21 protein-coding genes and 2 pseudogenes are annotated in these 25,594 nt (G+C 67.9%); 18 read left to right on the forward strand and 5 right to left on the reverse strand.

Going from position 1 to position 25,594, the window contains the following annotated elements; all coding sequences use genetic code 11:
* Positions 1 to 87: 87 nt before the first annotated feature.
* Positions 88 to 339, forward strand: a complete 252-nt coding sequence (locus ACZ49J_RS02475; RefSeq protein ID WP_467447376.1) for an antibiotic biosynthesis monooxygenase — start codon at positions 88 to 90, stop codon at positions 337 to 339.
* A gap of 782 nt (positions 340 to 1,121) precedes the next feature.
* Here the strand turns inward: ACZ49J_RS02475 and ACZ49J_RS02480 are convergent.
* A complete protein-coding gene (locus ACZ49J_RS02480; protein ID WP_467447377.1) occupies positions 1,122 to 2,174 on the reverse strand; it encodes an AraC-like ligand-binding domain-containing protein in 1,053 nt (350 codons plus the stop codon).
* 96 nt (positions 2,175 to 2,270) lie between these two features.
* On the opposite strand from ACZ49J_RS02480, the gene ACZ49J_RS02485 reads away from it, so the two are divergent.
* The 14 genes and pseudogenes from ACZ49J_RS02485 (at position 2,271) to ACZ49J_RS02550 (ending at position 15,990) form a co-directional block, all read left to right on the forward strand.
* Positions 2,271 to 3,122 (forward strand): MBL fold metallo-hydrolase, encoded by an 852-nt coding sequence (locus ACZ49J_RS02485; protein ID WP_467447378.1) that lies wholly within the window; start codon positions 2,271 to 2,273, stop codon positions 3,120 to 3,122.
* Between the two features lie 568 nt (positions 3,123 to 3,690).
* Positions 3,691 to 3,924, forward strand: coding sequence for a type II toxin-antitoxin system VapB family antitoxin (locus tag ACZ49J_RS02490; protein WP_467447379.1), 234 nt, complete (start codon positions 3,691 to 3,693; stop codon positions 3,922 to 3,924).
* Positions 3,921 to 4,328: a PIN domain-containing protein gene (locus ACZ49J_RS02495; RefSeq protein ID WP_467447380.1), complete on the forward strand. Its 408-nt coding sequence runs from the start codon at positions 3,921 to 3,923 to the stop codon at positions 4,326 to 4,328. Before ACZ49J_RS02490 ends, ACZ49J_RS02495 begins: the two co-directional genes overlap by 4 nt.
* Positions 4,329 to 5,428: 1,100 nt before the next feature.
* Positions 5,429 to 5,608: pseudogene (locus tag ACZ49J_RS02500) on the forward strand (IS5 family transposase); the annotation flags it as partial.
* Between the two features lie 9 nt (positions 5,609 to 5,617).
* The gene (locus ACZ49J_RS02505) at positions 5,618 to 5,977 is read left to right on the forward strand and encodes a DUF1254 domain-containing protein (RefSeq protein ID WP_467447381.1); all 360 of its coding nucleotides are present in this window, start codon (positions 5,618 to 5,620) and stop codon (positions 5,975 to 5,977) included.
* Positions 5,978 to 6,080: 103 nt separating this feature from the next.
* Complete coding sequence (locus tag ACZ49J_RS02510) at positions 6,081 to 7,142, forward strand: LacI family DNA-binding transcriptional regulator (protein WP_467447383.1); 1,062 nt, start codon at positions 6,081 to 6,083, stop codon at positions 7,140 to 7,142.
* A 94-nt stretch (positions 7,143 to 7,236) separates the two neighbouring features.
* Entirely contained in the window at positions 7,237 to 8,646 is a 1,410-nt protein-coding gene (locus ACZ49J_RS02515; RefSeq protein WP_467447385.1) for an ABC transporter substrate-binding protein, read from the forward strand.
* Between the two features lie 7 nt (positions 8,647 to 8,653).
* On the forward strand, positions 8,654 to 9,649 hold the full coding sequence (locus tag ACZ49J_RS02520; RefSeq protein ID WP_467447387.1) for a carbohydrate ABC transporter permease: 996 nt from the start codon (positions 8,654 to 8,656) through the stop codon (positions 9,647 to 9,649).
* A complete protein-coding gene (locus ACZ49J_RS02525; protein WP_467447388.1) occupies positions 9,646 to 10,524 on the forward strand; it encodes a carbohydrate ABC transporter permease in 879 nt (292 codons plus the stop codon). Before ACZ49J_RS02520 ends, ACZ49J_RS02525 begins: the two co-directional genes overlap by 4 nt.
* Positions 10,525 to 10,784: 260 nt before the next feature.
* Positions 10,785 to 12,251: a glycoside hydrolase family 32 protein gene (locus tag ACZ49J_RS02530; RefSeq protein WP_467447390.1), complete on the forward strand. Its 1,467-nt coding sequence runs from the start codon at positions 10,785 to 10,787 to the stop codon at positions 12,249 to 12,251.
* Positions 12,252 to 12,432: 181 nt separating this feature from the next.
* The gene (locus ACZ49J_RS02535; RefSeq protein WP_467447391.1) at positions 12,433 to 14,229 is read left to right on the forward strand and encodes a coagulation factor 5/8 type domain-containing protein; all 1,797 of its coding nucleotides are present in this window, start codon (positions 12,433 to 12,435) and stop codon (positions 14,227 to 14,229) included.
* A 145-nt stretch (positions 14,230 to 14,374) separates the two neighbouring features.
* On the forward strand, positions 14,375 to 14,737 hold the full coding sequence (locus ACZ49J_RS02540) for a cupin domain-containing protein (protein WP_467447392.1): 363 nt from the start codon (positions 14,375 to 14,377) through the stop codon (positions 14,735 to 14,737).
* A gap of 615 nt (positions 14,738 to 15,352) precedes the next feature.
* Positions 15,353 to 15,586, forward strand: a complete 234-nt coding sequence (locus tag ACZ49J_RS02545; RefSeq protein ID WP_467447394.1) for a type II toxin-antitoxin system VapB family antitoxin — start codon at positions 15,353 to 15,355, stop codon at positions 15,584 to 15,586.
* Positions 15,583 to 15,990 carry a PIN domain-containing protein gene (locus ACZ49J_RS02550; RefSeq protein ID WP_467447396.1) on the forward strand — a complete coding sequence of 136 codons (408 nt, stop codon included), beginning with the start codon at positions 15,583 to 15,585 and terminating at the stop codon, positions 15,988 to 15,990. The genes ACZ49J_RS02545 and ACZ49J_RS02550 overlap by 4 nt, the downstream gene beginning before the upstream one ends.
* 221 nt (positions 15,991 to 16,211) lie before the next feature.
* Here ACZ49J_RS02550 and ACZ49J_RS02555 read toward each other — a convergent pair whose 3' ends face one another.
* Positions 16,212 to 18,569 (reverse strand): ATP-binding protein, encoded by a 2,358-nt coding sequence (locus ACZ49J_RS02555; RefSeq protein WP_467447397.1) that lies wholly within the window; start codon positions 18,567 to 18,569, stop codon positions 16,212 to 16,214.
* A 139-nt stretch (positions 18,570 to 18,708) separates the two neighbouring features.
* On the opposite strand from ACZ49J_RS02555, the gene ACZ49J_RS02560 reads away from it, so the two are divergent.
* From ACZ49J_RS02560 to ACZ49J_RS02570, 3 genes and pseudogenes are all read left to right on the forward strand, one after another.
* Positions 18,709 to 19,191 (forward strand): GNAT family N-acetyltransferase, encoded by a 483-nt coding sequence (locus ACZ49J_RS02560; protein WP_467447398.1) that lies wholly within the window; start codon positions 18,709 to 18,711, stop codon positions 19,189 to 19,191.
* Positions 19,188 to 20,138 carry a hypothetical protein gene (locus ACZ49J_RS02565; protein ID WP_467447399.1) on the forward strand — a complete coding sequence of 317 codons (951 nt, stop codon included), beginning with the start codon at positions 19,188 to 19,190 and terminating at the stop codon, positions 20,136 to 20,138. Before ACZ49J_RS02560 ends, ACZ49J_RS02565 begins: the two co-directional genes overlap by 4 nt.
* 820 nt (positions 20,139 to 20,958) lie before the next feature.
* Positions 20,959 to 21,716 (forward strand): annotated as a pseudogene (locus ACZ49J_RS02570) (integrase core domain-containing protein).
* Here the strand turns inward: ACZ49J_RS02570 and ACZ49J_RS02575 are convergent.
* From ACZ49J_RS02575 to styD, 3 genes are all read right to left on the reverse strand, one after another.
* Complete coding sequence (locus tag ACZ49J_RS02575; protein ID WP_467447400.1) at positions 21,713 to 22,690, reverse strand: AraC-like ligand-binding domain-containing protein; 978 nt, start codon at positions 22,688 to 22,690, stop codon at positions 21,713 to 21,715. The pseudogene ACZ49J_RS02570 and the gene ACZ49J_RS02575 sit on opposite strands and share 4 nt — an antisense overlap.
* Before the next feature lie 90 nt (positions 22,691 to 22,780).
* The gene (gene paaK / locus ACZ49J_RS02580; protein ID WP_467447401.1) at positions 22,781 to 24,121 is read right to left on the reverse strand and encodes a phenylacetate--CoA ligase PaaK; all 1,341 of its coding nucleotides are present in this window, start codon (positions 24,119 to 24,121) and stop codon (positions 22,781 to 22,783) included.
* 3 nt (positions 24,122 to 24,124) lie between these two features.
* Positions 24,125 to 25,594 (reverse strand): phenylacetaldehyde dehydrogenase StyD, encoded by a 1,470-nt coding sequence (gene styD / locus ACZ49J_RS02585; protein WP_467447403.1) that lies wholly within the window; start codon positions 25,592 to 25,594, stop codon positions 24,125 to 24,127.

The raw sequence follows: 25,594 nt of genomic DNA on the forward strand, positions 1-25,594 counted from the left end.
TCCCAGGACCGTTCGAGCCGGGCCGGGCCGCGCATGCCACACACAACAAGGATTCGCACCGTCCCTTCCTACGAAAGGAATCGCCAGGTGGTGTACCAGGTGGTGGCGATCTTCAAGCTGGACCCGGCCAACGTGGCCGAGGAGGTGCGCCGCGCCGAGACCACCGCGGCGGTGCTGCGCGAACAGAGCGGCTTCATCTCCTTCGACGTAATGAAGCCTGATGAGGAGACGGTCGTCGTGACTCAGCACTGGACCTCACAGCACGTATTCCTCGATGGCATGAACGCGATGCGTGAAGCGGCCGGGCAACTGCCCCCGCCCATCGTCAACACCCGCTAGACCTACAGCGGCGAAGTAGCGGTCAGCGTGCACTGACCCGATCGTCATCGTCTCCACGGACTCGGGACCGCCCCAGCCTCGCCGCACTGGCTCACGCTGGTGTGGGTCGCCGCTGAGCGATAACCGGTGCCGAAGACGTTGGCCTACTGAAACGGCCACAGAGGCTCTGCCCTGACACCGGGGGGCGGAGCCTCTGCGCGTTGGAAGGGGGATCCGCTGCGGACAGGGTGCGAGACCCGCTCGCGAGCTGGAGTGACCGTCCGCCCTTGGCCTTCGTCCCGGGCGCCCAGGGCCTCATTGAGGCCGCGTTGAGGCCACAAGGACAGGCACAGACTGACAAGGGCTGCGAAGGATCAGCAGAGGTTCGCAGCCCTGACCTGCAAAAATGCCAAGAATGAGTGAAGACACGCAAGGACCGCCAAGATCCTCAAAGGACTCGTAATCCGTCGGCCGTGGGTTCGAGTCCCACCCGCCCCACCAGTGCAGGGCTGTGACCTGCGGAAACGTTCATTTTTGGGTGTCGGAGCGTCAACTTCGCCCGAACGGACTGAATCCGCTGCTCGTGAGATTGGGTCCGGGTCGGCCTGCGACGGCTGGAGGGCGCGTGACCTGCACGGATGCGGGCAGACGCGTAGCTGGGGAGACCTGTTCTGCTGGGCCGTGCTGCGATAGCGCCATGAATTGAGGCCATCCTGAGGCCGCAGGTAACAGGAGTGTTCAGGCATGCGCCCCGGCTGCGGTCGGGTCAGGGCTTCCCTGAAACTTCTTGTCGAACACCGGGTTCAGGACATGGCGGGGCGCTCCGTCCTGGCGGCCGTCCTGCGGTAGGTGGCGGGGCTGGTCCCGAAGCGGGACTTGAACGCCCGGGAGAAGTGGGAAGCGTCCTTGAACCCGACGTGCAGGGCGATGCTGCTGATGTTCTGAGCGTCGCCTCCGGGCCCCGACAACATCGCGCGGGCGCGGTCGAGTCGCTGGGCGTAGAGCCATGCGCGCGGTGTGGTGTCGGCCTCGTGGAAGAGCTCGTGCAGATACCGCAGTGAGAAGCCCAGGTCGTGGCTGGCGGCGAGGAGGGTGAGGTCGGGGTTGTGGAGCCGGTCGGAGAGGTAGGCCTTGGCGCGCCGAAGGTCACGCCGGTGGACGGCCGCACTCGCCTTCCCGGAGACGTCCGAGCCGATCGCGTTACAGGCGGTGGCCAGGAGATCGAGGAGGTTGCTCATGAACGATGCGGCGGTCGTCTCGTCGAGGTCATTGGCCTGCTGGGCCAGGGCGCGCAGGACGGGACTGACGAAGGCGCCCGTGCCGTGCGCGGTATGGAACGGTACGGCGGTGATGTGCTCGGCGGCGGCGCAGCGGGAGGTGAGCATCGCGCGGGGGATCTGCAGGACCACCGAGCGGAACGGGCGGTCGAAGCGGAACACGTAGGGGTGGGCGCTGTCCACGAGGGCGAAGTCGCCGGGACCCACCTCCGCGGCGCGGTCGCCCTGCCGGAGTCTGGCCGACCCTTCGGTGAGCAGCGTGAGGAAGAAGTCCTCCCCTGCCGCTCGCTTGATCAGATCAGGCGTACGGGCGGCCTCGTGCGGATCCGCCCGCATGGTGCTGAGCGGCAACCCGCCCGTCACCCGGGCGGCGGCGGAGGCGGCGAAGCCGCGCTTCCCGGAGACGCGGGCCGCGTCGGGCAGCGCGGCCGCGCGCATGGCGACGAACGCCGTACGGGTCACCTCGCTCCAGTAGTCCCACTGGTCACGGTCCAGGCCGAGCGTGGTGAAGCGCCGCTCGGCGTCCGCGCCGGCGTCGCCGCTGCGCTCCGGTGCCAGAAACGGCGCGCTCCCAGTCATGTCACGGATTCCCAGGTTTCCTTAGCGTTACCGCACGGCCCAGAGGATGCCACGCACTGAGTGGAACGAAAAGGGCCGGTCAGAGAGGAATGCTCCATGATCACCGATATCTTCTCGGAGCAGCGAGGCGGACTTCGTTTCGATGTGTTCGCGGGCTCCGAAGCGGCTCTGTCGCCGAACTGCGTCCTCGTCAGCGGCGAGCACGACGCGATCCTGATCGACGTGCAGTTCGTCATCGATGAGGCACGTGAGCTCGCCGACCGCGTCCGTGAAAGCGGCAAGCAGCTCAAGGCGGCCTTCATCACCCACGCGCACCCGGACCACTACGGCGGCATGGGTGAGATCGCAGCCGCCTTCCCCGACGCGCCGATCCTGGCCCGGCAGGGCGTCATCGACGGGATCCTGGAGTGGCCGGCCAAGCGCCTGCACTGGCAGGAAGCCTACGGCGACCAGATTCCCGACGACATGCCGGTACCCGAGCTGCTGACCGGGGACAGTTACTCCCTCGAGGGGCACGAAGTGGTGTTCGTCGACCTCCCGGTGGCCGAGACGGTGCACGCGACCGCCTTCCACGTGCCCGACGCGCAAGCCCTGATCGCCGGGGACCTGCTCAACCACCACTCGCACTGCTATATGGCGGACACCAACAACCCCGCGTCATGGCTTACCGCACTGGACAAGGTCCAGGCCCTGGGAGAACACCGGATCGTGGTCCCGGGCCATGGCCCGGTGGGCGGGGAAGAGGTGATCGACGACACCCGCGCCTGGCTGGAGGACTACCAGGAGGTGGCCAAACCACGGGTACCTGTCGCCGACATCGCCCGCGAGATGAGCCGTCGGCATCCCGACCGTGCCCTGCCCATGCTGCTCTGGCTCACCCGAGGTCCTTCGTTCGGGCTTGTCGGGCCCAAGGAGCTCGGAGTGCCGCCGGAGGTGTTCGGGGGTTGAACCCGGTCGTACGCGCCTCCCACTTCCCCGCCGCTGGCGACGCAGCCGAGTCGGGAACGGCGCGAGGTGCTGCTCTGTACCCGACCACGGCATGACCGCGAACGGGCTCCAGAACCTCGGGAGAAAGCAGCTTCCAGATACTGCCTGAGGAGAGCCCGAAGAAGCCGTCGTGAATGCGTCGGCTTCTTGGGTCGGAGCAGGCCCGGACCGGGCTGTCGGCCACCTGGGCCTCGTCAGGGGCCGGGGTCTGTGGAAAGAGGTGGCCGTTTTGAACGTCGAGGGTGCCGTCCCTCGTTGCGGGGAACGCCTCCAGAAGGGCCTCTTTGGTTTCCTCGACGGAGGTGGCCGAGGCCAGCAGGGGGAGCGGGTGAGGCAGTCGGGGACCTCAGGGCCGCCCGGCGCGCAGTGGCCGGGCAGAGAGCAGCGGTGGGACCTCTGGCCAGGCCCCTGTGCGGGCACACGACCCAGACATCGATCGGAGCGATCGGTGGCGGCCAAGCGGCGCCGCGCCCCAGGCTATGTTGGTGATGTACCGTACCTATGTACATCGTGGATGTGGAGGTGCCCGGTGTCGGTGACCCAGATTGATCTCGATGACGAGGCGCTTGCGGAAGCCATGCGGCTCATGGGTGCTACAACGAAGAAGGAGACTGTCAACGCGGCTCTGCGAGACTACGTGGCGCGGATCAAGCGGCTTGAGGCCGCGGAGAAGCTGGCTGCGCGGGGCGCGCGGGGTGAGTTCGAGCAGGCGTCGGCGGCGCGTGACGCGCAGAAGCGTGGGCGGCGAGCGGCCTTCGAATGATCACGTACCTATTGGACACCTCTGCCCTGTGGCACTTGTTCCGCATCCCGGGTGCGTTGCGGCCCTGGGAGGGGCACATCGCTGCCGGGGTGTTCCACATCTGCGAGCCGACGCGAACGGAGTTTCTCTACTCGGCGATCAGTCCAGCTCACCGGGACGAGCTTGCTGAGGAGTTGGACGATCTCTGCCTGCTCTCGCCGGTTTCGAAGACCGCCTGGCGCTGGGTCGAGACTGCCCAGTACAAGCTCACGCAACAAGGCCAGCATCGGGCGGCTGGAGCGATCGATTTGCTGCTGTGCGCGACCGCGGTGCATCACGGGCACACCGTGCTCCATGTGGACAACGACTTCGCAACGGTCGCCGGGGTGCTCAAGGAGGTCCAGCAACGCGACGTGCGGACCTGACACTGTGACCCGCAAACGTTCCGCTGCGACCGGGTACCTCCTGACCTGCGGAAATCACAGGTAGGTCGTCGCTGAGCGATAACCAGCACCGAAGACGTTGGCCGCTGAAACGGCCACAGAGGCTCCGCCCCGACACCGGGGGCGGAACCTCTGCGCGTTGGAACGGCGATCCGCAGCGGACAGGGTTCGAGGCCCGCTCGCGAGCTGGAGCGACCGTCCACCCTTGCCTTCGTTCCGGACGCTAAGGGCCTCATTGAGGCCGAGTTGAGGCCGCAAGGACAGGCACAGACTGACAAGGGTTGCGAAGCATCAGCAGAGGTTCACTGCCCTGACCTGCAGAAACGCCATGGATGGGCGTTGATCGGCAAGGACCGCCAAGATCCCCAAAGGACTCATAATCCGTCGGCCGTGGGTTCGAGTCCCACCCGCCCCACTTTCGCAGGTCTCTGACCTGCGGAAACGTTCATTTTGTCCTGTCGGATCGTCAACTTCGCCTGAACGGGCTAAATCCGCTGCGCGTGAGTTCGGCTCCGTTGTGGTCGGCGTTAGTCCACGCCGCTCTGGCCTGCACAGATGTCGTGCACCGGCGATGGAGCAGGTTGCCGCGGGTGGCGTGTGCGAGGCGTTGGGCGCCGGATTCTGGACGCTGGCTGGACGCGAGGATTCAAAAGTGCTGCCCGGGGGCCTTCGAGAGGCGGCTCTGCCGGGCCGGCGGCTGGGTAGGGGGCCGGCCGATGGGGTGCGGTCCCTCCTGGGGAAGTGACGGCTGCCGCTCAGGTGCGACGTGATCCGCTGCCAGGCGTCGGTGGACTCAGGCCGACTTCGGCGGAGCCGTGCGGCCCGTGCGTTTGACGGTCGCCAGCAGCGGGGTGGTGTCGATGGCGTGACCCCGTAGAGGGGGGCCGGGCAAGCTGGCCGGTTCCGCGAGCGTGGGGAACTCACGGGCGAAGGCCTTGCTCGGTCGCCTACCTTGTCGACCGAATGACGCATGGCCATCGTCCGCGACCACCCGCGCGCCGACGATCTCACCTTCGCCGCCGCAGACAACCGCCGGGAACCTGGCGGCAGAGGAAACGACGGCCGCAGAGACGTGCCCCCTCCGGCACCTCGTCGAGCATGCCGTCGGCCTCGGCCTCGGCATCGACATGGAGATCACTCAGCGCAAGGCCGGGACCAGGGGGTTCACCTCGATCCCGAAGCGGTGGGTGGCCGAGCGGACCTATGGCTGGCTCATGCTCCACCGCCGCACGGCCCGCGGCTGCGAAACCCGGCCCGCCAGATGACGGAAATTGGCGCCTCTAGCACCCGTCAACCACTTCTGGCACGGGAGCAGCCTCGGGGACGTCTCGGATCGGGAGGGCGTGTCCCCCGACAACGACACGCTGCACTCCTGGGCCTGGGTGGACCTGGGTGCCCGAAGGTGGCGGTGGCGGCAGGCGAGCGAGTATCGGAGAGCGGGCAGGTGCCCGTGCTGTCCGGGGCCGCGGATGAGGACACCGCACGGCATCGAACGGGGACACAAGCGCATGGCGTCAGCATCCGAGCGGCTGCGCGTACCGCCGCGAGCCCCTCCGGCTCCTGTTCGATGGCCGGCCGACGGCGTTCCGGGACGTGGGTACGCAGCGCACCTCGCACATGCGTGGACATGAGTTTGTAACGAGCCATTGACAGGAGCTTTGGCCGAAGGCACTCTCATGTCCACACGGTTGGCTAAACGGTTAGGCAACCCGGTTTCAACCAGTATGGGCGGGGATGATGGTGCGCCGGATCGGGATCAAGGACGTGGCTGCGGCGGCGGGTGTGTCCACCGCGACGGTGTCGCACGTCCTGAACCGGGTCGAGGGCAAGCGGATCAGCCAGGAGACCCAGCAGCGCATCTGGCGGGTCGCCGAGGAACTCGGGTATGCGCCGAACAGTCTGGCGCGCGCGTTGAAGACGCAGCGGTCGCAGACCATCGGCTTCGTTAGCGACGAGATCGCCACCACCCCCCACGCGGGCCGGATGATCCTGGGTGCCCAGGAGGCCGCCGCGGCCAAGGGCCTGGTGCTGCTGCTGGTCAACACCAGCGGCGATGCCGACCTGGAGAGCACCAGCATCGAGATGCTTCTCCAGCGGCAGGTGGACGGCGTGCTGTACGCGGCGATGTACCACCAGGTCGTGCGCCTGCCGGACAGCCTTCGCTCGACGCCGACCGTGCTGCTGGACGCGCGCTGCGACGACACGGCTGTCCCCTTCGTGGTGCCCGACGAGGTCCAGGGCGGTTACACGGCGGTGCGCGAGCTGATCGGCCATGGTCACCGCAGGATCGGTGCGACCGTGCAGACCCGCGACCTTCCCGCCCGGCAGGGGCGTTTGGAGGGCTACCGCAAGGCGCTGGCCGAGGCCGGCATTCCCTACGACCCGTCCATGGTCGCCGCCGAGTCGGCGGTGCCCTTCGACACGGTCGGCGGTGATGTGGACTCGGGTTACCGGGCCGCCCGGCGGCTCCTGTCAGCGCAGCCGCGCCCGACGGCGCTGTTCTGCTACACCGATCGGATGGCCGCCGGCGCTTACCGGGCTGCCGCCGAGTTGGGACTGTCCATCCCCCGCGACCTGTCGGTCGTGGGGTTCGACAACCAGGAGCTGGTCGCCGAGGCGCTCTACCCCCAGCTGACCACGGTCCAGCTCCCGCACTACGAGATGGGAGCGCGGGCCGTCGCACAGCTGCTCGCGCTCACCGGAACGCCGGGTTCGCCATCAGGCCCGGTCGCACAGGAAATGCTGCACTGCCCGCTGGTGGCGCGGGCATCGGTCACTTCGCCGCCCCGGCTCTGAACCCGGGACGGCGAAGCATTTCGCACAACGACAGGCGACCGTCGCAACCGGTCGTCATCCCTGTCAGTACTTGAAACACAGTGAGGGTACACGCATGTCCTCTGGGATAATCAAGGAGCCGTTCAGCCGCCGTGGCGTGCTAAGAGCCGGCGTCGCATCCGCTGCGGTGGCGGGCGTGGGCGGGCTGGCCTCCGCCTGTTCCTCCGGCTCGTCCAGCTCCTCCGGCTCGAAGGTGCTGAACGTGCTGGTCTTCACCGACCAGGCGTCCGCGAACAAGCTGAGCAAGGCGGCCGCGCCGTTCGAGAAGGCGCACCCCGGCTTCAAGGTGAAGTTCACCGGCATCACGGGCACGGACTGGAACGACTTCTTCAGCAAGCTGCTCACCCAGATCGCCGCCGGCAATGCCCCCGACATCGTCTCCGTCGCCACCGAGGGCCTGCAGCTCTTCGCGGCCAAGGGGCTGGCCGAACCGCTGGACGACTACGTGAAGCGGGACGCCGCCGAGCTCAAGTCGTACTTCGCCGATGTCCACCCGGCGCTGGTCGAAGCGATGATGTATCAGGGCCACCTGTACGAACTGCCGACCGATTTCAACGCCGGCAACATGTTCTACAGCACCTCTCTGCTGGAAAGCGCCGGCGTGGGACGCCCGGCCGACGACTGGACCAAGGACGACTTCTACGACATCGCCAGGAAGATCGCCCGCAAGGGCGGTTCGGCGGTCCCCTACAACTGGGTGGTCCGGCTGTGGGGCAGCTGGACGTCCTGGATGTACGCCAACGGCGGCAACCTGCTGACTGAGGGCAAGTGGGACGGTGGCGATTGGATGTGGAAGACCTTCTACCCGAACGACCCCGCCGCCTCGGGCCGCAAGGGTGGCTGGCGCTGGGGGGATCCGACCGCCGACTCCGCTCCGGTCGTCGAGTCCCTCGACTACATGATCCAGCTGCAGAAGGAGGGTCTGTCGGCCAAGCCTGACGTCGGTGGCGGCGCCACGCTGCAGGGCCTGTTCGCCAGCAACAAGATCGGCATGTCGATCGGCGGCGGGTTCTGGGCGGGCGGCCTGCACAACGCCGGCATGGCGGACGGCTCCTTCGACGTGCAGTACTTCCCCAAGTGGCGCTCCCAGCGCCATCTGTTCGGCGCGGGCGGCTACGGCATCCTCAAGTCGTCCAAGAACAAGGACCTCGCCTGGGAGTTCGTGAAGTCGCTGGTGTCCGCGAAGAACCTGGAAGTGCTGATCCCGGGCAACACCACCACCTTCCCGCGCAAGTCGATGATGACGGCCGAGAGGTACTCCACCACCGGTCCCAAGAACTGGCAGGTCTTCTACGACACCCTCACCAAGTTCCCCGAGACCGCGCCGATCCCGGCCCCGCCGTACTACCAGGCGATGGCCATCGCGCTGAACAAGCGCACCACCCAGGCCATGTCCAGCGGCAACGCGAAGTCGGCCCTGGACGGCCTGCAGGGCGACCTCGAGACCGCCATGAAGACAGGGTGAGGCGTTGATGTCACAGGTTGTCCGCAACCGTGGCCGTGCGTCCGTCCCGGCGGGCGCACGGTCCGGCCACCCTCCTGAGCCCCAGGCCCCCCAGAGCACGACGCTGCGTCGCCGCGCCCAGAACAGGCGCGCCCGCCGCGAGGCGCTGTTCGGCTACGCCATGGTGGCCTCCGCCCTGGTCGTGGTCGTCGTCTTCACCGTGGCACCGATCATCGCCTCGTTCGTCCTCGCCCTGTTCAAGTGGGACGCCATCTCCAGCCCTCAGTACGTCGGGCTGGACAACTTCGACGCGCTGCTGAGCGACAAGACGGTCACCCACTCGCTGCTGGTGACCTCCGGCCTCGCTGTGATCATCGTCTTCCTCCAGGTCGCCCTCGGCCTGGGGCTGGCGCTGCTGGTCGCCCAGCGGACGTCGAAGATCGTGCAGAACCTCTTCCGCGCGGCGTTCTTCCTGCCGTTGCTGGCCTCCGCGGCGTCCATCTCGATCGTGATGGCGTATGTGTTCAACGATCAGTTCGGCGTCATCAACTACTACCTGAACCTGCTTCATCTGCCCGAGGTCTCGTGGCTGAGCTCCAACGGGGGAGCGACGGCGACCATCGTGCTGGTCGCCGTGTGGCAGCAGCTGGGCTTCACCTTCATCCTCTTCGTCGCCGCCCTCGGCTCCGTGCCGGGCGACGTCCTGGAGGCCGCACAGATCGACGGCGCATCGTCCGCCCGCATGTTCTGGCGGATCAAGCTACCCCTCATCAGCCCCACCGTGCTGTTCGCCTCCACCGTCGGACTGATCAACACGATGCAGCTGTTCGACCAGCCGTACGTGATGACCAAGGGTGGCCCCGGCGAGTCGACCTACACCACCGTGCTGCTCGTGTACCAGACGGCTTTCCAGAACCTCCAGTTCGGCTATGCCTCGGCCATCTCCGTGGTGCTGTTCGCCGTCCTGCTGATCATCACGGCCGTGCAGTTCACGGTGAGCCGAAAGTGGGTGTTCTACTCGTGACCGCCATCCTCGACAAGCAGCCCGCAGCCACCGCCCGCGCCCCGCGCCGGCACCGACGGGTGCGGATCGGACGTCTGCTGTCGCTCACCGTGCTGACGGTTACGGCCGTGCTGGTGGTGGCGCCGCTCGTGTGGGCCCTGGCCACCTCGCTGCGTACCCCGGCCACCTCGTTCGACAATCCGCCGCAGTGGATCCCCACGGATCCGGTCTTCTCGAACTACCAGGCCGTCTTCGACAAGGTCCCCCTGGCCGGGTTCTTCCTCAACAGCGTGTTCGTCACCGGGCTCATCGTGGTCGGCCAGCTCATCACCTCCACGATGAGCGGCTACGCCTTCGCCATGGTCCGCTTCCGTGGCAACAAGGCCCTGTTCGCCATCATCCTGGCGACCCTGATGGTGCCGATCCAGACGACCATCATCCCGGTCTTCCTGATCATCAAGTACCTGGGCCTGACCGACAGCCGCATGGCGCTCGTCCTGCCCGCCGTCGGAGGCGCCTTCGGCACCTTCCTGATGCGGCAGTACTTCCTGCAGATGCCGCGCGAACTCGGCGAGGCGGCACGGGTGGACGGGGCCTCCCACTTCCAGGTCTTCGCCCGCATCTACGCCCCCATGGCGCGTGCCCCGATGGCCACCCTGGCGGTGCTGACCTTCTCCGCCTACTGGAACGAATTCTTCCGCCCGCTGATCTTCCTGCAGTCGACCGACAACTTCACCCTGCCCCTGGGCCTGGTGACCTTGCAGGGCAACCTGGGCACCGGCAGCATCTCCATCGTGCTCGCCGGAGTGATCATCGCCCTCATCCCCAGCGTGCTGATCTTCCTTGCCGCACAGCGGTACTTCGTCGAGGGAATCGTGGCCGGCTCCTTCCGCTGAGCCTTTCCCACCGATGGCCTCCCGCCGAGTGGTGCAGCCATCCAGGCCGCGCCGGTCCCCATCGCCGTTGACGGCCGACGCGGCCGCACGACCGCGCCGTTGCGTGAGCCGGTCGGGGCGGCACGGGCCGCCCTGCGCCCGGGTGCCAGGCCGATCACCGCTGCGACCTGCGAAGCCGCGAAGGCTGACCGCCCACACCACTCGGCGGGACGTGCCTTCTCACTTCCCCGGCGTTCTCCCACATACCGAAAGGCACGCGTGTGTCCACCGCGCCCTTTGACGCCCATCGTCCTGTCGCGCACCTGCGCCCGCCTCGTAACTGGATCAACGACCCCAACGGGCTGGTCCACCACGACGGCCACTACCACGTCTGCTACCAGTACAACCCGTATGGAGCCGACCACGCCAACATGCACTGGGGCCACTTCCGCAGCCCCGACCTGATCAGATGGGAACCGCTGCCGATCGCCCTGACCCCCACTCCCGGGGGCGAGGACGCCGACGGCTGCTTCTCCGGCAACGCGGTCTCCGACGGTGACCGGATCGTCGCCTTCTACTCCGCGCACCGCCAGGAGCGCCCGCAGCATCAGCTGATCACCACCGCCACCTCCCGTGACGGCGGCCTGACCTTCCATCCCCGCGGCGACCTGCTCATACCCGAGCCGCCCGACGGCACCACCATGTACCGCGACCCCTACGTCTGGCAGGACGGGAACATTTGGCGGATGCTGGTCGGCGCCGCACTCGCCGACGGCCGCGCCGCGGCCCTGCTGTACGAATCGCCCGACCTGCAGACCTGGGCCTATCGGGGACCCTTCTGCGCCGGCGAACCAGAGCCCCTCGGCGACAGGGGACTGCTCACCGGCGAAGGCTGGGAGTGCCCTCAGTACCTGCCGGCGGCCGACGGGCGAGGCGCCCTCATCCTCTCCGCCTGGTACGAGCGCGACGGCCCGCACGGCGTGCTGGCCCTGGCCGGCGAGGACCGCGGCGACGTCTTCGAAGCAGGCCCGCCCCAACTCCTCGACCACGGCCCGGACTTCTACGCCCCCGCCCTGCTCCGCGCACCCGGCCACAGATGGCTGCTGTGGGGCTGGTCCTGGGAAGCCCGCGACAAGGAGTGGTCCGAGGCCGAAGGCTGGGCCGGAACGCTCACGCTCCCCCGCGAGATAGAACTGACCGAGGACGGTCACACGTACCAACGGCCCGCCGCGGAACTGCTCGCGCTGCGCGGTGAACGTACCCTCCACGCAGCCGGGCTGGCCTCGAACTCCACCCCCGTGGACCTGGGCGAAGTCAGCCGCAGCTTCGACCTCACGGCCCGTCTCGAAGCCACCGGCAAGACCGGCCTGCGCCTGGTCACCGCCCCCGACGAGACCGAATACCTCGACATCCTCCTCGACGCCGACGCAGGCCAGCTGATCGTCGACCGCGACCGTGCCTCACTGGACCCGCGCGCCCACGGCGGCACCTACACCATGCCCTGCCCCAGCGGCCGGCCGGTCGACCTCCGTATCGTCGTCGACCATTCCATCGCCGAGATCTTCCTCTCGACCGGCCAGGTCCTCACCGTCCGCTTCTACCCCGTGGGCGAAAGCCCCTGGCACCTGCAGGTTCACGCCGCGCCCGGCGCCCAGCTCAGCTACACGATCGACACATGGCAGCTCCTGCCGCTCGAGATCAAAGAATCCGGCATCGACACGCCCAACACGAAAGGCCGCGCGGCGTAGCCGCCTCGATCAGCGTGCGATTACCCCAAGATCCGGCAGAACCCGGCCGTAGAGGACGACACCCCCACGATCTCCAGTCCCGCCACGCCGCCTTCCTGCCGTTCCCGAATGAACCATTCGACCTGAAAGCGCGCTCTCCACCACCTCGCTCGCCCACATCCTCAAACCGGGAGAAAGACCCATGACGCCTGCCTCGAACTCCTCCTCGCCCGGACGTCCAACCGTCGCCCGCCGCACCGTTCTCGGAGCGGCAGGCGCCGCGGCCGCCGCCGTGGCAGTCACCCTTCCCGTGCCGGCGTCAGCCGCCCCCCAGACCAAGCGGCAGCGGCCCCTGACCGGCGGCGGCGATCTCGGCCCGAACGTCATCGTCTTCGACCCGTCCACCCCTGGCATTCAGACCAGGCTGGACGAGGTATTCGAACAGCAGGAGGCGGACGAGTTCGGCACCGGCCGCTACGCGTTCCTGTTCAAGCCCGGCACCTACAACGGGCTCAACGCCCAGATCGGCTTCCACACCTCCATCGCCGGCCTCGGGCTGACCCCAGACGAGACGACCATCAACGGGGACATCACCGTCGACGCCGAATGGAACGGCGGCAAGGCCACGTCGAACTTCTGGCGGTCCGCCGAGAACCTCGCGGTGGTACCGGCCAACGGCACGAACCGCTGGGCCGTCTCCCAGGCGGCGCCCTTCCGGCGCATGCACGTCCGCGGGAACCTCAACCTCGCCCCCTCCAGCTATGGCTGGGCCAGCGGTGGCTACATCGCCGACAGCCGCATCGACGGCCACGTCGGACCGTACTCCCAGCAGCAGTGGTACACCCGCGACAGCGTGATCGGCGGATGGCTCAACGCCGTCTGGAACATGGTGTTCTCCGGCGTCCAGGGCGCACCCGCGCAGAGCTTCCCCAACCCGCCCTACACCACACTCGACACCACCCCCATCTCACGGGAGAAGCCGTTCCTCTACCTGCGAGGAAGCGAGTACCGGGTCTTCCTGCCCGCGAAGCGCACCAACGCCCGCGGAGTCAGCTGGGGCAACGGCACGCCGCGAGGCACCTCACTGCCCCTGTCGCGCTTCTACGTGGCCAAACCCGGTGTCAGCGCGGCCACCATCAATCGGGCGCTCTCCCAGGGACTCCACCTGCTGCTGACGCCGGGGATCTATCACCTCGACGAGACGGTTTGCGTCAGGCGGCCCAACACGGTGGTGCTCGGACTCGGCTACGCCACCCTGATCCCGACCAACGGCGTCACCGCCCTCAAGGTCGCCGACGTCGACGGGGTGCGCCTGGCCGGCTTTCTCATCGACGCCGGGCCGGTCAACTCCCGGACCCTGCTCGAAGTCGGCGAACGCGGCTGCTCAGCCGGCCACAGCGACAACCCGATCACCGTGCAGGACGTGTTCATCCGCATCGGCGGAACCGGCCCCGGCAAGGCGACCACCAGCATGGTGATCAACAGCCGTCACACCATCATCGACCACACCTGGCTCTGGCGCGCCGACCACGGCGACGGCGTGGGCTGGGAGACCAATCGCGGCGACTACGGCATCGTCGTGAACGGCGACGACGTCCTCGCCACCGGCCTGTTCGTCGAGCACTTCAACAAGTACGACACGCAATGGAACGGAGAACGCGGCCGCACCATCTTCTACCAGAACGAGAAGGCGTACGACGCCCCGAACCAGGCGGCCATCCAGAACGGCTCCGCCAACGGCTACGCGGCCTACAGGGTGGCCGACTCGGTGACCACGCACGAGGGATGGGGGCTCGGCAGCTATTGCAACTACAACGTCGACCCGACCATCGTCCAGCACAACGGTTTCGTCGCCCCGAACACACCGGGCGTGAAATTCCACCACCTCCTGGTCGTCTCACTCGGCGGTAACGGCCAGTACGAGCACGTCATCAACGACATCGGCGCCCCGACATCAGGCACATCGACCATCCCGTCCACCGTGGTCTCCTATCCCTGAGCTGTCCGCTCACTGCTCATGCGGCGGTCCACGGCCCCACCTCCTACCTTGTCGACCCGCTCCTCGAACCCCGTGACGAGCAGGTTCTGCTCTGCTGCTCCGTTCCGGCGGCCGATCTCATGGTCGACGAGAGCTGACGGATCGCGTGCCCAAGGACTACAAGGAGGGTGCTGTGAAGGACCGTTGCGTCAACGCACACGAGGTTGAGCTCGCCCCGCAGCCACCGGAAGCGCACGACATCCTCTCGGGATGTCCGGTGGCAGCCGCGAAGATTCTTGGCGAGTTCGGGGGCACCGAAGCCGGAGTGTGGACATTGACGACCGGTGCGGTGTGCGATGTCGAGGCCGACGAGGTCTTCGTCGTATTCGCCGGCGACGCGACCGTGCGATTCGAAACCGGGGACAGCATCGAGCTGACCCCCGGCGTCCTGGTACGCCTGCGGGCGGGGGAGCGGACCGAGTGGGAGGTCCGCTCCCCCCTGCGAAAGGTCTATGCCGCTGTCGGCTGAGACGCCGCTGGGGCGCTGACGGCATAGATGCTGCGCTTGACCACAGGCATGGAGTCTCGAGGGGTCGGAAGCTGCGGCAGCTGAAATCCCATCCGGGACGCGTTCTGGACGCAGGTTGGACACAAGGATCGGAAACGACTGACGAGGACCGAGAATAGAATTCAACAGCAAACAGCGTCTGAGCTGGTGAAACGGCCAGGATGAGCATGAATCGACAAGGGTCGCCAAGATCCTCAAAGGACTCATAATCCGTCGGCCGTGGGTTCGAGTCCCACCCGCCCTACCACTCGCTATGCCTGGAAAATCGATCTGACCAGCAACTATGCAGGTAGGGCAGCGAGTGTGAGCCATGCTGGTAGCGCGTCTCGATGCGAGTTTTCATGATCGAAAGGACAGATTCGAAACACCGATTCCAGTCAAGTCGGCCATGGGCTCCATGGGGTCATTCGTGTCGGGATGCAGCAGACCCAGCTGATCCGTCCTGCGTCGGGAAGCAACCCAATCGAAGCCCCTCGGCACCCAGCGCACCCTTGAGCGATCGTTGCGATCGGTGGCCGTATTCGATGTTGGCGATGTATCTTGGATGCATACATTGTGGATGTTGGAGGGTGTCCGGTGTCCGTCACGCAGATTGATCTCGACGACGAGGCGCTGGCCGAGGCCATGCGGCTCATGGGTGCCACGACGAAGAAGGAGACCGTCAACGCGGCTCTGCGGGACTACGTGGCACGGATCAAGCGGCTTGAGGCTGCCGAGAAGCTGGCCGCGCGGGGCGCACGGGGTGAGTTCGAGCAGGCGTCGGCGGCGCATGAGGCGCAGAAGCGTGTGCGGCGAGCGGCCTTCGAATGATCACTTACTTGCTGGACACCTCCGCCCTCTGGCATCTGTTCCGCATCCCGGGTGCGTTGCGGCCCTGGGAAGGGCACATTGCTGCGGGGGTGTTCCACATCTGCGAGCCGACGCGAACCGAGTTTCTCTACTCGGCGACCGGTCCCGCTCACCGGGATGAGCTTGCGGAGGAGTTGGATGCTCTCTGCCTGCTCTCGCCGGTTCCGAAGAACGCCTGGCGCTGGGTCGAGACCGCCCAGTACAAGCTCACGCAACAAGGTCAGCATCGGGCGGCGGGAGCGATCGACCTGCTGGTGTGCGCGACCGCGGTGCACTACGGGCACACCGTGCTCCACGTGGACAACGACTTCGCAACGGTCGCCGGGGTCCTCAAGGAGGTCGAGCAACGCGACGTGCGGACCTGACACTGCGACGGCAGTCAGCCCGCAGTAGGCTGCAGCAGCTCTTGGCCTGCCGCCAAGTTCTCGGCGCTGCGCTTGGCGGTTGCTGCCGTAGACCTGCCACCCTGGCAGGGGGCTGTCACCATGGGCGTCAACGGAGCCGCCACGACCTGTCCTCGGAGTGTCGGTCGTCCTTGGAGGTCGGGAACGCGCCGCTCTCGGGTGCAGCAGCCATGCGATCGAGCCTACGAGGTGACCCGTCGAGAGTCTCCGAGGCGGTCGGCTGCCGATGACGCGTCGGTGTTGCGCAGGGCTAGCTCCGCGACCGCCTGCGCGTCGAGTGTCCGGCCGGCGTCCACCGCTTCCTCGTGGGCGTCTTCTCCCAGCACGGCCCGTGCCGACCCCTCGGCCGCGGCCCGCAGGCTCTGGTCGGGGTGGTAGTACGCGTAGACGTCGGCGCCGACCGTCTCGCGGAGGCCTGTCGCGGCCCCGAGCAGAGTGGCGACGCGGATGTGGTTGCCTTCCTGCGATTCGATGACCGCCAGCGTCTCGACGAAATAGGCGAGGTTGGCCAGGTCGCGGGTCTCCTGGGAGAGGGCGATGCCCTCCTCGACGTGCCGGCGGGCGAGGGGATGATCGCCGAGGGCGAGGGCGGCCTGAGAGAGGTTGTAGAGGGCGACGTACGTCGACAGCCGGTCGCCTCGGGCGCGGGCGAGGCGGAGGCCGCGTTCGATCTCGGGTACGGCGGTCGCGGGTGCGCCGCGGAGTAGGTGCACCGTGCCGAGCCAGACGTGGGCGAGGGATGCGGTCCAGGGCGAGCCGCGGTCCTGGAGGGCGAAGTCGAGGGCGGCGTGGAAGCGGTCCTCGGCGGCATCGAGGTCGCCGTCGGCGAGAGCGGAGAGGCCGGTGCCGGCGCGGGCCTTGCTGCGGACCTCGGGGTCGTCCTGACCGGCTGCGATGCGGTCGGCCTCGGCCCAGCACGAGGCGGCCGTGGCATGGTCGCCGGCGGCGTACGACATCGTGGCACCGGCCAGGTGGACACGACTGCGTTCCCAGGGCGGGAGGTCGGTGGTCAGGCACCGGTCGGCGAGGCGACGGCCGACGCTGAGCTGGCCGCGCAACCACCAGTAGAGCCACATGAACCAGGTGATACGGGCGGCGGTGCGGGGGTCACCGGCGTCGAGGGAGCGGTCGACGGCGACGAGGATGTTGGCCTCCTCCTCTTCGATCCGGGCAAGCCAGTCCACCTGGTCCGCGCGCTCGTAGCCGGTGGCCGCCTGCTCGGCGAGGTCGAGGTAGACGCGGGCGTGGGTGCGCCCGATGCGGGCGGCGCGGTCGCCGACGAGGAGGCTGCGGGCGTACTGCGCGATGGGTTCGAGCATGTCGAAACGGTCGCTGCGGGCGCGCACCAGGGAGTGCTCGACGAGCTCATGGAGGATTCCGAGTGCGTCTCCGGCGGCGATCTCGTCGCCGGCCTCCGCCACGGCCTCTATCGCTTCGAGTGTGGCACCGCCGCGGAACGCCCCGAGCAGCGTGAAGAGGCGCTGCTGACCGGGATCGAGCAGGCCGTAGCTCCAGTCGAGGGTGGCCCGCATGGTGCGTTGCCGCTCGGGCAGATCGCGGGCTCCCGACGTCGTGCCGGCCGCCTCCAGCCGGTTGAGGAGGGCGGTCGGAGACAGCAACCGTAGCTGTGCGGTGGCGAGTTCGATGGCCAGGGGCAGGCCGGCGAGGCGGTGGCAGAGCTCGGCGGTAGCCGGCACGTCGTCCGCGGACGGTCGTGCTCCGACCGACCGTGCCCGGTCCAGTGCCAGGGCACCGGCGGGGTGGGCGCGGAGCTCGTCGACCGTCCTGGCGTCGCGGGCCGGCAGGCCGAGGGGCTCCACGACGTACTCGCACTCGGCCCTCACCCGCAGTGGCGAGCGGCTCGAGACCAGCACGGTGAGCTCCGGGCACAGCGCGGTGAGCTGCCCGACCCGGACGGCCGCGCTGAGCAGGTGCTCGAAGTTGTCGAGCAGCAGTAGGAGTCGCGATGTCCGCAGATGCGCGGCCACCAGGTCGTAGGCGCCTGGGCCATCGACACCGGCGAGTCCCAGCGCGCGCCCGATCGTGGCCATGAGCGCGGAGGCGTCGGCGAGGGGCGCGAGGGAGACCTGCAGGACACCGTCCGGGAATTCCCCGGCGAGTACGTCCGACACCGCGGCGGCCAGCCGGGTCTTGCCGACCCCGCCGGGTCCGGTGAGCGTGACCAGGCGGGCTCCGGAGCGTACGAGGTCGGCGACGGCGGCGATGTCGTCGTCGCGGCCGAACAAGGGAGTTGGCGGGATCACCAGGCCCGACGGCCTGCTCACGCTCGCCACGCTTGTCACGGGTTCAGCGGCGGACCGGCGGCGGGGGACCGCGGCGAGGAGCGCGGCCCGGTCGCCCTCACAGGCGCCGAGGGCGTCGGCAAGGGCGCGGACGGTGTGCGGGTACGGGCGCGTCCGGGTTCCCCGTTCCAGCGAACTGATGGCGTGTGGGGTCAGGTCGGCGCGCTCGGCGAGCTCCTGCTGGGTGAGTCCGGCGCGTTCGCGGAGGGTGCGCAGGAGGCCGCCGAAGGTCCGCATCGGTCTTCTCCTCGTCCCCCGGGCACGGATGGCGCGTAACTGATGGCGCATAAGTGTCCTACACGGACGCTCAACTGTGCGAGCAGTGTGCGAGTGCTGCCCGTGGTCTGTTGCGCGCGCGGCCATGAGGCTGGGTGCCATGACAGCAACCGCTTGGCTCCCGGAGGGGTGGGACCACCCCCTCCGGGTGCCGCTGAAAACAGGCCACCACCTGCGCCCGATTCGCGCCACCGACGTCGATCTGGACATGCAGGCGGTGATGGGCTCACAGGAGCGGCTCTGGTCGCTGTACGGCGAGGCCTGGGGGTGGCCTCCCGCGACGATGACCGCCGAGCAGGACCGCGAGGACCTGGCCCGGCACGAGGCGGAGACGGAGCGGCACGAGTCGTTCAACTACGCGCTCTTCGACAACGGCGAGACCGAGTTGCTCGGCTGCGTCTACATCGACCCGCCGATCCACGACGGGACGGACGCCGAGATCTCGTGGTGGGTCGTCGACTGGCTCGTGGGCGGACCGATCGAGGCGGCCCTCGACGAGCTCGTACCGCGCTGGATCGCCTCGGACTGGCCCCTCACCAACCCGCACTACACGCACCGCCCGAACCAAGGAGATCCGGCATGAGAAGAACGTCCGTCACGACCTGCGGCGCCGCGCTGGCGCTCGCACTGCTCGCGGTCACCGCCCCCTCGGCCACCGCGGACCCACACGAGGTGGTGGTGGAGAATCCCGAGCCGACGGCGTCGTGCGACGGGACCACCACGGACGACTCCCTGATCGAGTTCCATCTCGTGACGAACGCCGAGGGGCAGGTGACGGAGAGCTACCTCCAGATCATCGAGGCCGGCTGGGGCGAGCACCTGGCCAAGGGCGTTCCCCTTGAAACCACCTTCGCCGACGGCAAGGTCGACGCCGCCTTCGAGCTCGTGGACCCGTCGGGCGATTCGGTGGGGACCGCTCGCTTCGTCGGCACCTACACCGTCGGGGAAACGGTGACGACGAAGGACCGCTGGCGCTCGAACAACACCCAGTGGCACTCCGAGCACTCCTTCACCCCGTACTCCCTCACCTGGTCGAGCGTGGAGCTCGGAGGCTGGCAGGTCGGGAACCTGGACTGCACCGCGTGGGCCAGCGAGGGCACCACCTCCTTCACCGCTCCGCATCGCGGTGTGGCCTCCGGCGCCTACTGGAACCTCTCGCCGGAGTGCCGCACCGAGGAGATCCGGTTCCTCGATGTCGTGACGATCGAAAACGACACGTTCCTGCTGGTCGACACCCCCGACGCGCGGGCGGTGGTGGCTGTCTCGGGCGACGGCGCGCAGACCGGCACGGTCGACTGGTACGACCTCGAGGACGAGCCGCTGGGCACTGGGTCCGCCTCGGTCACATGGCAGCAACTGAGCCCGCGCAAGGCCAACGCGGCGTCGCCGACCCAGGCGTCCAACCGCGTCACGCACACCACCGCGTACCAGCTCGCCTTCGACCTGGAGCGCGTGGACGGCGGGCGCCTCGCCAACACGTGCGGCGTCGACTTCGTCGAGTGGCGCCAGATCGGTGGCATCGAGGAGTGACGGCATTACGACGACAAGCCCGCCCCGGCAGGGGCGGGCTTCTCGTCGTCAACGCGTCCACCCACGTACGGCGGGCGGTCGTGGTCGCCGGCTCCGTCTCACGAGCGACGGCCGGATCGACCCTCGCGCCGACCTGGACGGACGCAGGCTGCCGCAGGTCTGGAGTACGTCTGGATGACGCTCAGGGGTCGAACAGGGGCCACAAGGACAGGCACGGATCGACGAGGACCGTACCGGGCCGACATTGATTGGTGCCTCTGACCTGGGAATTGGTTGGGGTGGGCGTCAGGCGTCGTTGTCCGCCGTGCCAGGGCAGGGTGCGAGGCAGATCAGGGAGAACGTCTGGCCTGCAATAACGGCCAAAGAGGCTCCGCCCCAGTGTGAGGGGCGGAGCCTCTGCGTGTGGGAAAGGGGATCCGCTGCGCGCGCATTCGGCCCCCCCGCTTCCGAGCTGGCGAGATCGTCCCGCACGGTATCGGTCTGGCCCCTGGGGCCTCATTGAGGCCGCGTTGAGGCCACAAGGACAGGCACATACTGACAAGGGCTGCGAAGCATCAGTAGAGGTTCACGGCCCTGACCTGAAAAAACGCCAAGAACGAGCGAAGGAGCGCAAGGACCGCCAAGATCTCCAACAGACTCATAATCCGTCGGCCGTGGGTTCGAGTCCCACCCGCCCCACTTCAGCAGGTATCTGACCTGCGGAAACGTTCATTTTGTCCTGTCGGATCGTCAACTTTGCCTGAACGAAGAATGAATCCGCTGCGCGTGAGTTCGGCCCCGCTGCGGTCGGTGTTGGTTCACATCGCTTTGACCTGCGCAGATGTTGTGTTCCGGTGCTGGTGCAGGTTTCTGCGGGTGGCGTGTACGAGGCCTTGGCGCCGGATTCTGGACGCTGGCTGGACACGAGGATTCGGAAAGTGCTCTCCGGCGATCTTGGAGTAGGCCCCCACGCCGGGACCGGAGGGTCGGGAAGGTCCGCGCGCTGGTGTTGCGCCTCGTGGCGGAGAATCCGTCGTGGGGGTACCTGCGGGTGCACGGGGAACTGCCCACCCTCGGGGTCAAGGTCGCCGCGTCGACGGTCTTGGGAGATCCTGCGTGAGGCGGGGATCGATCCGGCCCCGGAGCGGGCGCCACCGCCTGGGCGCGGTTCCTGCGCTCGCAGGCCGAGGCGCTGCTGACCGCGGACTTCCTCGGAACGATCACGCTGACCGGCACCCCGCATGTACGTCCTCACGGTCATCGACCATGCCGGCCGCAGCATCCGGGTCCTCGGTGCGACCGCGCATCCGAACGCGGCGTGGGTGACCCAGACGCCCGTAACCTGGTGATGGACCTCGAGAGGCGGGATGCCGGGTGAAGTACCTGATGCGCGACCGGGACGGAAAATACCCGGCTCTGTTCGACGCGGTCCTCGCCGACGCCGCTATCAACGTTGTGCTCAGCGGCGTCCGGATGCCCCGGATGAACGCGGTGATGGAGCGGTGGGTGCGGACCTGCCGCCGCGAACGGCGCGACCGCACTTTGATCTTCAACCAACGGCACCTGCTGTACGCGCTACGCGAGTACGAGGTCTTCTAGGAATGAAGCGCGATCTGCTCGTGCCGTGCAGAGATCCGATAGTCGCGCGGTGACAGGCCATAGGTGGCTTTGAAGGTGCGGGCGAAGTGCGAGGCGTCCAGCAGGCCCCAGCGGGCGGCGATGGCGCTGACTGCCATGGTGCCGAATTTGGGGTCAGTCAGGTCGAGGCGGCAGCGTTCGAGTCGCCGGTTACGGATCCAGCCTGCCACGGTGTCGCCTTGACTTTCAAAGATCTTCTGAAGGTAACGCACGGAGATGTGGTGCGCTGACGCTATCGTCGCCGAGCAGAGAACCGGGTCGTCCAGCCGCGCGTCGATGAAAGCCTTGACACGCAGGATCAGCGCGTGCCGGTGCGCCTCTGCCGGCACGACCGCCTCGCAGTCCAGCTGTTCGCTGAAGGTCGCGGCGAGCAGATGCAGCACGGCATCGGCCAGGTGCACGGTCGCAGTGGTGTCGTCGCCCTCCATTTGCCCGGCCAGACCGACGAGGAACGGTGAAACCAGCGCGCCCGTGCCGCGCCGGCCGGAGACCCGGCGCGCCGTCAGGCCCGCGACATCGGAGGGTTTGAGGCTCAGCAGGGCGCGCGGGAACATCACCACGAGCATCTGGAAGTCCTGCTCGAAGGTGAGTGAGTACGGCCGGGTGGTGTCGTAGATCGCGAAATCACCCGGGGTGAGCGCCGCCTCGCGCCCGTCTTGATCGACCACGCAGTAGCCGCGCACCTGCATGCCGAGCTTGTAGTATTCAGGGTCGTCGCGGCGGATGGCACGGGTCGTCCGGTCGACTCGTACGGCTCCGCCGCTGACCTGACTCAGTTGCACCTGCCCGAGGTCGCGGGATACCAGGTCGCCGCCGAAGGCTCGGTCGGTGAGCGCGCTGGCCTCGAGTGGGACGAAGGTCGACGAGACCGCGTCGCGCCAGCAGTCGAACGGCTGGGCGGCGAGTACACGGTCGCGATGGGTCAAGTCGGCCATGATTGTCCTCCCTCGGTCGTGGGCGCAGGCTCCGCCGGGCGTCGAGACTGCGCCCTCAGGTGGTCATGGCACAAGCCCTCAACCGACCGATCATGCGTAGTTGTCTTTGGGGCGGTCGTCGACGATGCGCCGGGCCTTGCCGATCGAGCGTTCGAGGCCGGTCGGTGGCACGACTTCGACCCGTACAGAGACGCCGACGTTGTGTTTGACCAGTTCTCCGAGCTGGCGTTCGATAGTTTCCCGCTCGGTGTCGGCGAGGTCCTCGGTGCGTGACTCGACCCGGACCGTCATCTCGTCGAGACGGCCAGGCCGGTCCAGCACGCACTGGTAGTGTGGCGCCAGGCCGGGCACGCGCAGGATCAGCTCCTCTATCTGGGTCGGAAACACGTTGACCCCCCGCAAGATCATCATGTCGTCGCTGCGGCCGGTGACCTTCTCCATCCTCCGCATGGTGCGCGCCGTGCCGGGCAGGAGCCGGGTCAGGTCGCGCGTGCGGTACCGGATTACCGGCATGGCCTCCTTGGTCAGCGAGGTGAACACCAGTTCACCGGGCTCGCCGTCGGCAAGGACGCTCTCGAGCGACGGATCGATGATCTCCGGGTAGAAGTGGTCCTCCCAGATGTGCAGGCCGTCCTTGGTCTCGACGCACTCCTGGCTGACGCCAGGGCCGATCACCTCGGACAGGCCGTAGATATCGACGGCGTGCAAGTCCAGGCGTTTCTCCGCCTCCTGGCGCATATCCTCGGTCCACGGCTCGGCACCGAAGATGCCGATCTTGAGGCTGGTGCTCTTCGGGTCGATGCCCTGGCGTTCGAACTCGTCGAGGATGGTCAGCATGTAGGACGGGGTGACCATGATGATGTCCGGCTCGAAGTCGGCGATCAGACGAACCTGGCGTTCGGTCATGCCGCCGGAGACCGGGATGACGGCACAGCCCAGCCGCTCGGCGCCGTAGTGCGCGCCGAGCCCGCCGGTGAACAGGCCATATCCGTACGCCACGTGCACGCGGTGACCGGGACGGCCGCCGGCTGCGCGAATGGATCGGGCCATCACGTCGGCCCAGATGTCGATGTCGCGCTGGGTGTAGCCGACAACGGTGGGCCGGCCGGTGGTGCCGCTCGAGGCGTGGATCCGGGCGATACGCTCCCGAGGCACGGCGAACATGCCGAACGGGTAGTTCTCCCGCAGGTCCTGTTTCGTCGTGTACGGGAACCGCGCCAGACTCTCCAGCGAGCGGCACTCATCCGGGTGCACGCCGGCCGCGTCGAACTTGCGGCGATAGAACGGGACGTTCTCGTACGCGTGCCGCAGCGTCCACTGCAACCGTTGCAGTTGCAGCGCACGCAGTTCATCGAGGGAGGCCGTCTCGATCGGGTCGAGGTCCTCGGGGCGGGGAGTCAGGTCGAGCACATCAATATCCTTTCCGGCCATCGTTCAGAGGACGACGGTGACGACCTTCTCCTCAGTGTTGGCCAGGATTCCGCTCCAGCCGAGCTCCCGGCCGATGCCGCTGGATTTCATCCCGCCCCAGGGCAGTGCCGGATCGATCGCAGCCCAGCCGTTGACCCAGACGGCACCGGCGCGGACGCCCCGCGCGAGGGTGTGTGCGTGGGCGACGTCGCGGGTCCAGATCGTCGCGGCCAGGCCGTACCGGGTGTCGTTGGCCAGGCGGACGGCCTCGGCAGGGTCGTCGAACGGAATGACGGCGCCGACCGGTCCGAAGATCTCGTCCTGGGCGATGGTCATGCCGTTGCCCACGTCGGCAAAGATCGTTGGCTCGACGAAGAAGCCGGGCAGGTCAGGGCGTCCGCCACCCGCCACGAGACGGGCTCCATCACGACGGCCAGTGTCGATGTAGGCGAGCACCCTGTCCCTCTGCGCAGCGTTGACCAGCGCGCCCATCGTGGTCTTGGGGTCGAACGGGTCGCCGAGCACCTGAGAGCGGGCGGCGCAGGCGAGGGCCTCGACCACTTCGTCGTACCGGGACAGGTGGACCAGGATCCGACTGCCGGCGGCGCAGACCTCACCCTGGTTGAAGAACAGCCCGAGGGCGGTGCCACCGACGGCCGCCTCGATGTCAGCGTCGGCCAGGATGATCTGTGGCGACTTTCCGCCGAGTTCCAGGGTGACGCGTTTGAACGTCTGCGCGGCGCGGATCTGGATCTGCTTGCCGACCTCGGGACTACCCGTGAAGCTGATCTTGTCGACGCCGGGGTGGTCGACGAGGGCCGCGCCAGCGATGTCACCCAGCCCCGGCACGACATTGACCACACCGGCCGGGAAACCCGCCTCCTCGACGAGTTTCGCCAGATGCAAGATCGACAGCGGCGCGTCTTCCGAAGGCTTGACCACGACGGTGTTCCCGGCGGCCAGAGCCGGTCCGAGCTTCCAGGCCGCGATCATCAACGGGGTGTTCCACGGGATGATCGCTCCGACTACACCGACCGGCTCCCGCACCGTGTAGGACAGCGTCGGGCGGCCGAAGTACCCGGCAGTGGGGATGACATCACCGGTAATCTTGTCGGCCCAGCCGGCGAAATGCCGGAAGGTGGCGACGGCGTTCGGAACGTCCAGCATGCCGGGCTGCCCGACCGGCTTGCCGATGTCCAGAGCCTCCAGCCGGGTGAAGACATCGGTGTCTCGTTCGATGAGGCCGGCGAGGCGTCCCAACAGGCGGCCGCGGGCAGCGCCCGGCAACGCGCCCCACTCCCCGTCGAGTTGAGCGCGCGCAGCCCGTACGCCCGAATCGATGTCCTCGATGTCGCCGGCGGCGATGTCGGCCAGGTGCCGCCCGGTGGCCGGGTTGAGGTCGGCGAACGTGCCTGCGCCGCCGCTGCGCCAGGCGCCGTCGATGAACAGTTCGGTGGTCAGCGGCAGGGTCTCTGGGTCGGCGGTAGCGGTCAT

This window comes from Streptomyces sp. NPDC030840, assembly GCF_055572015.1.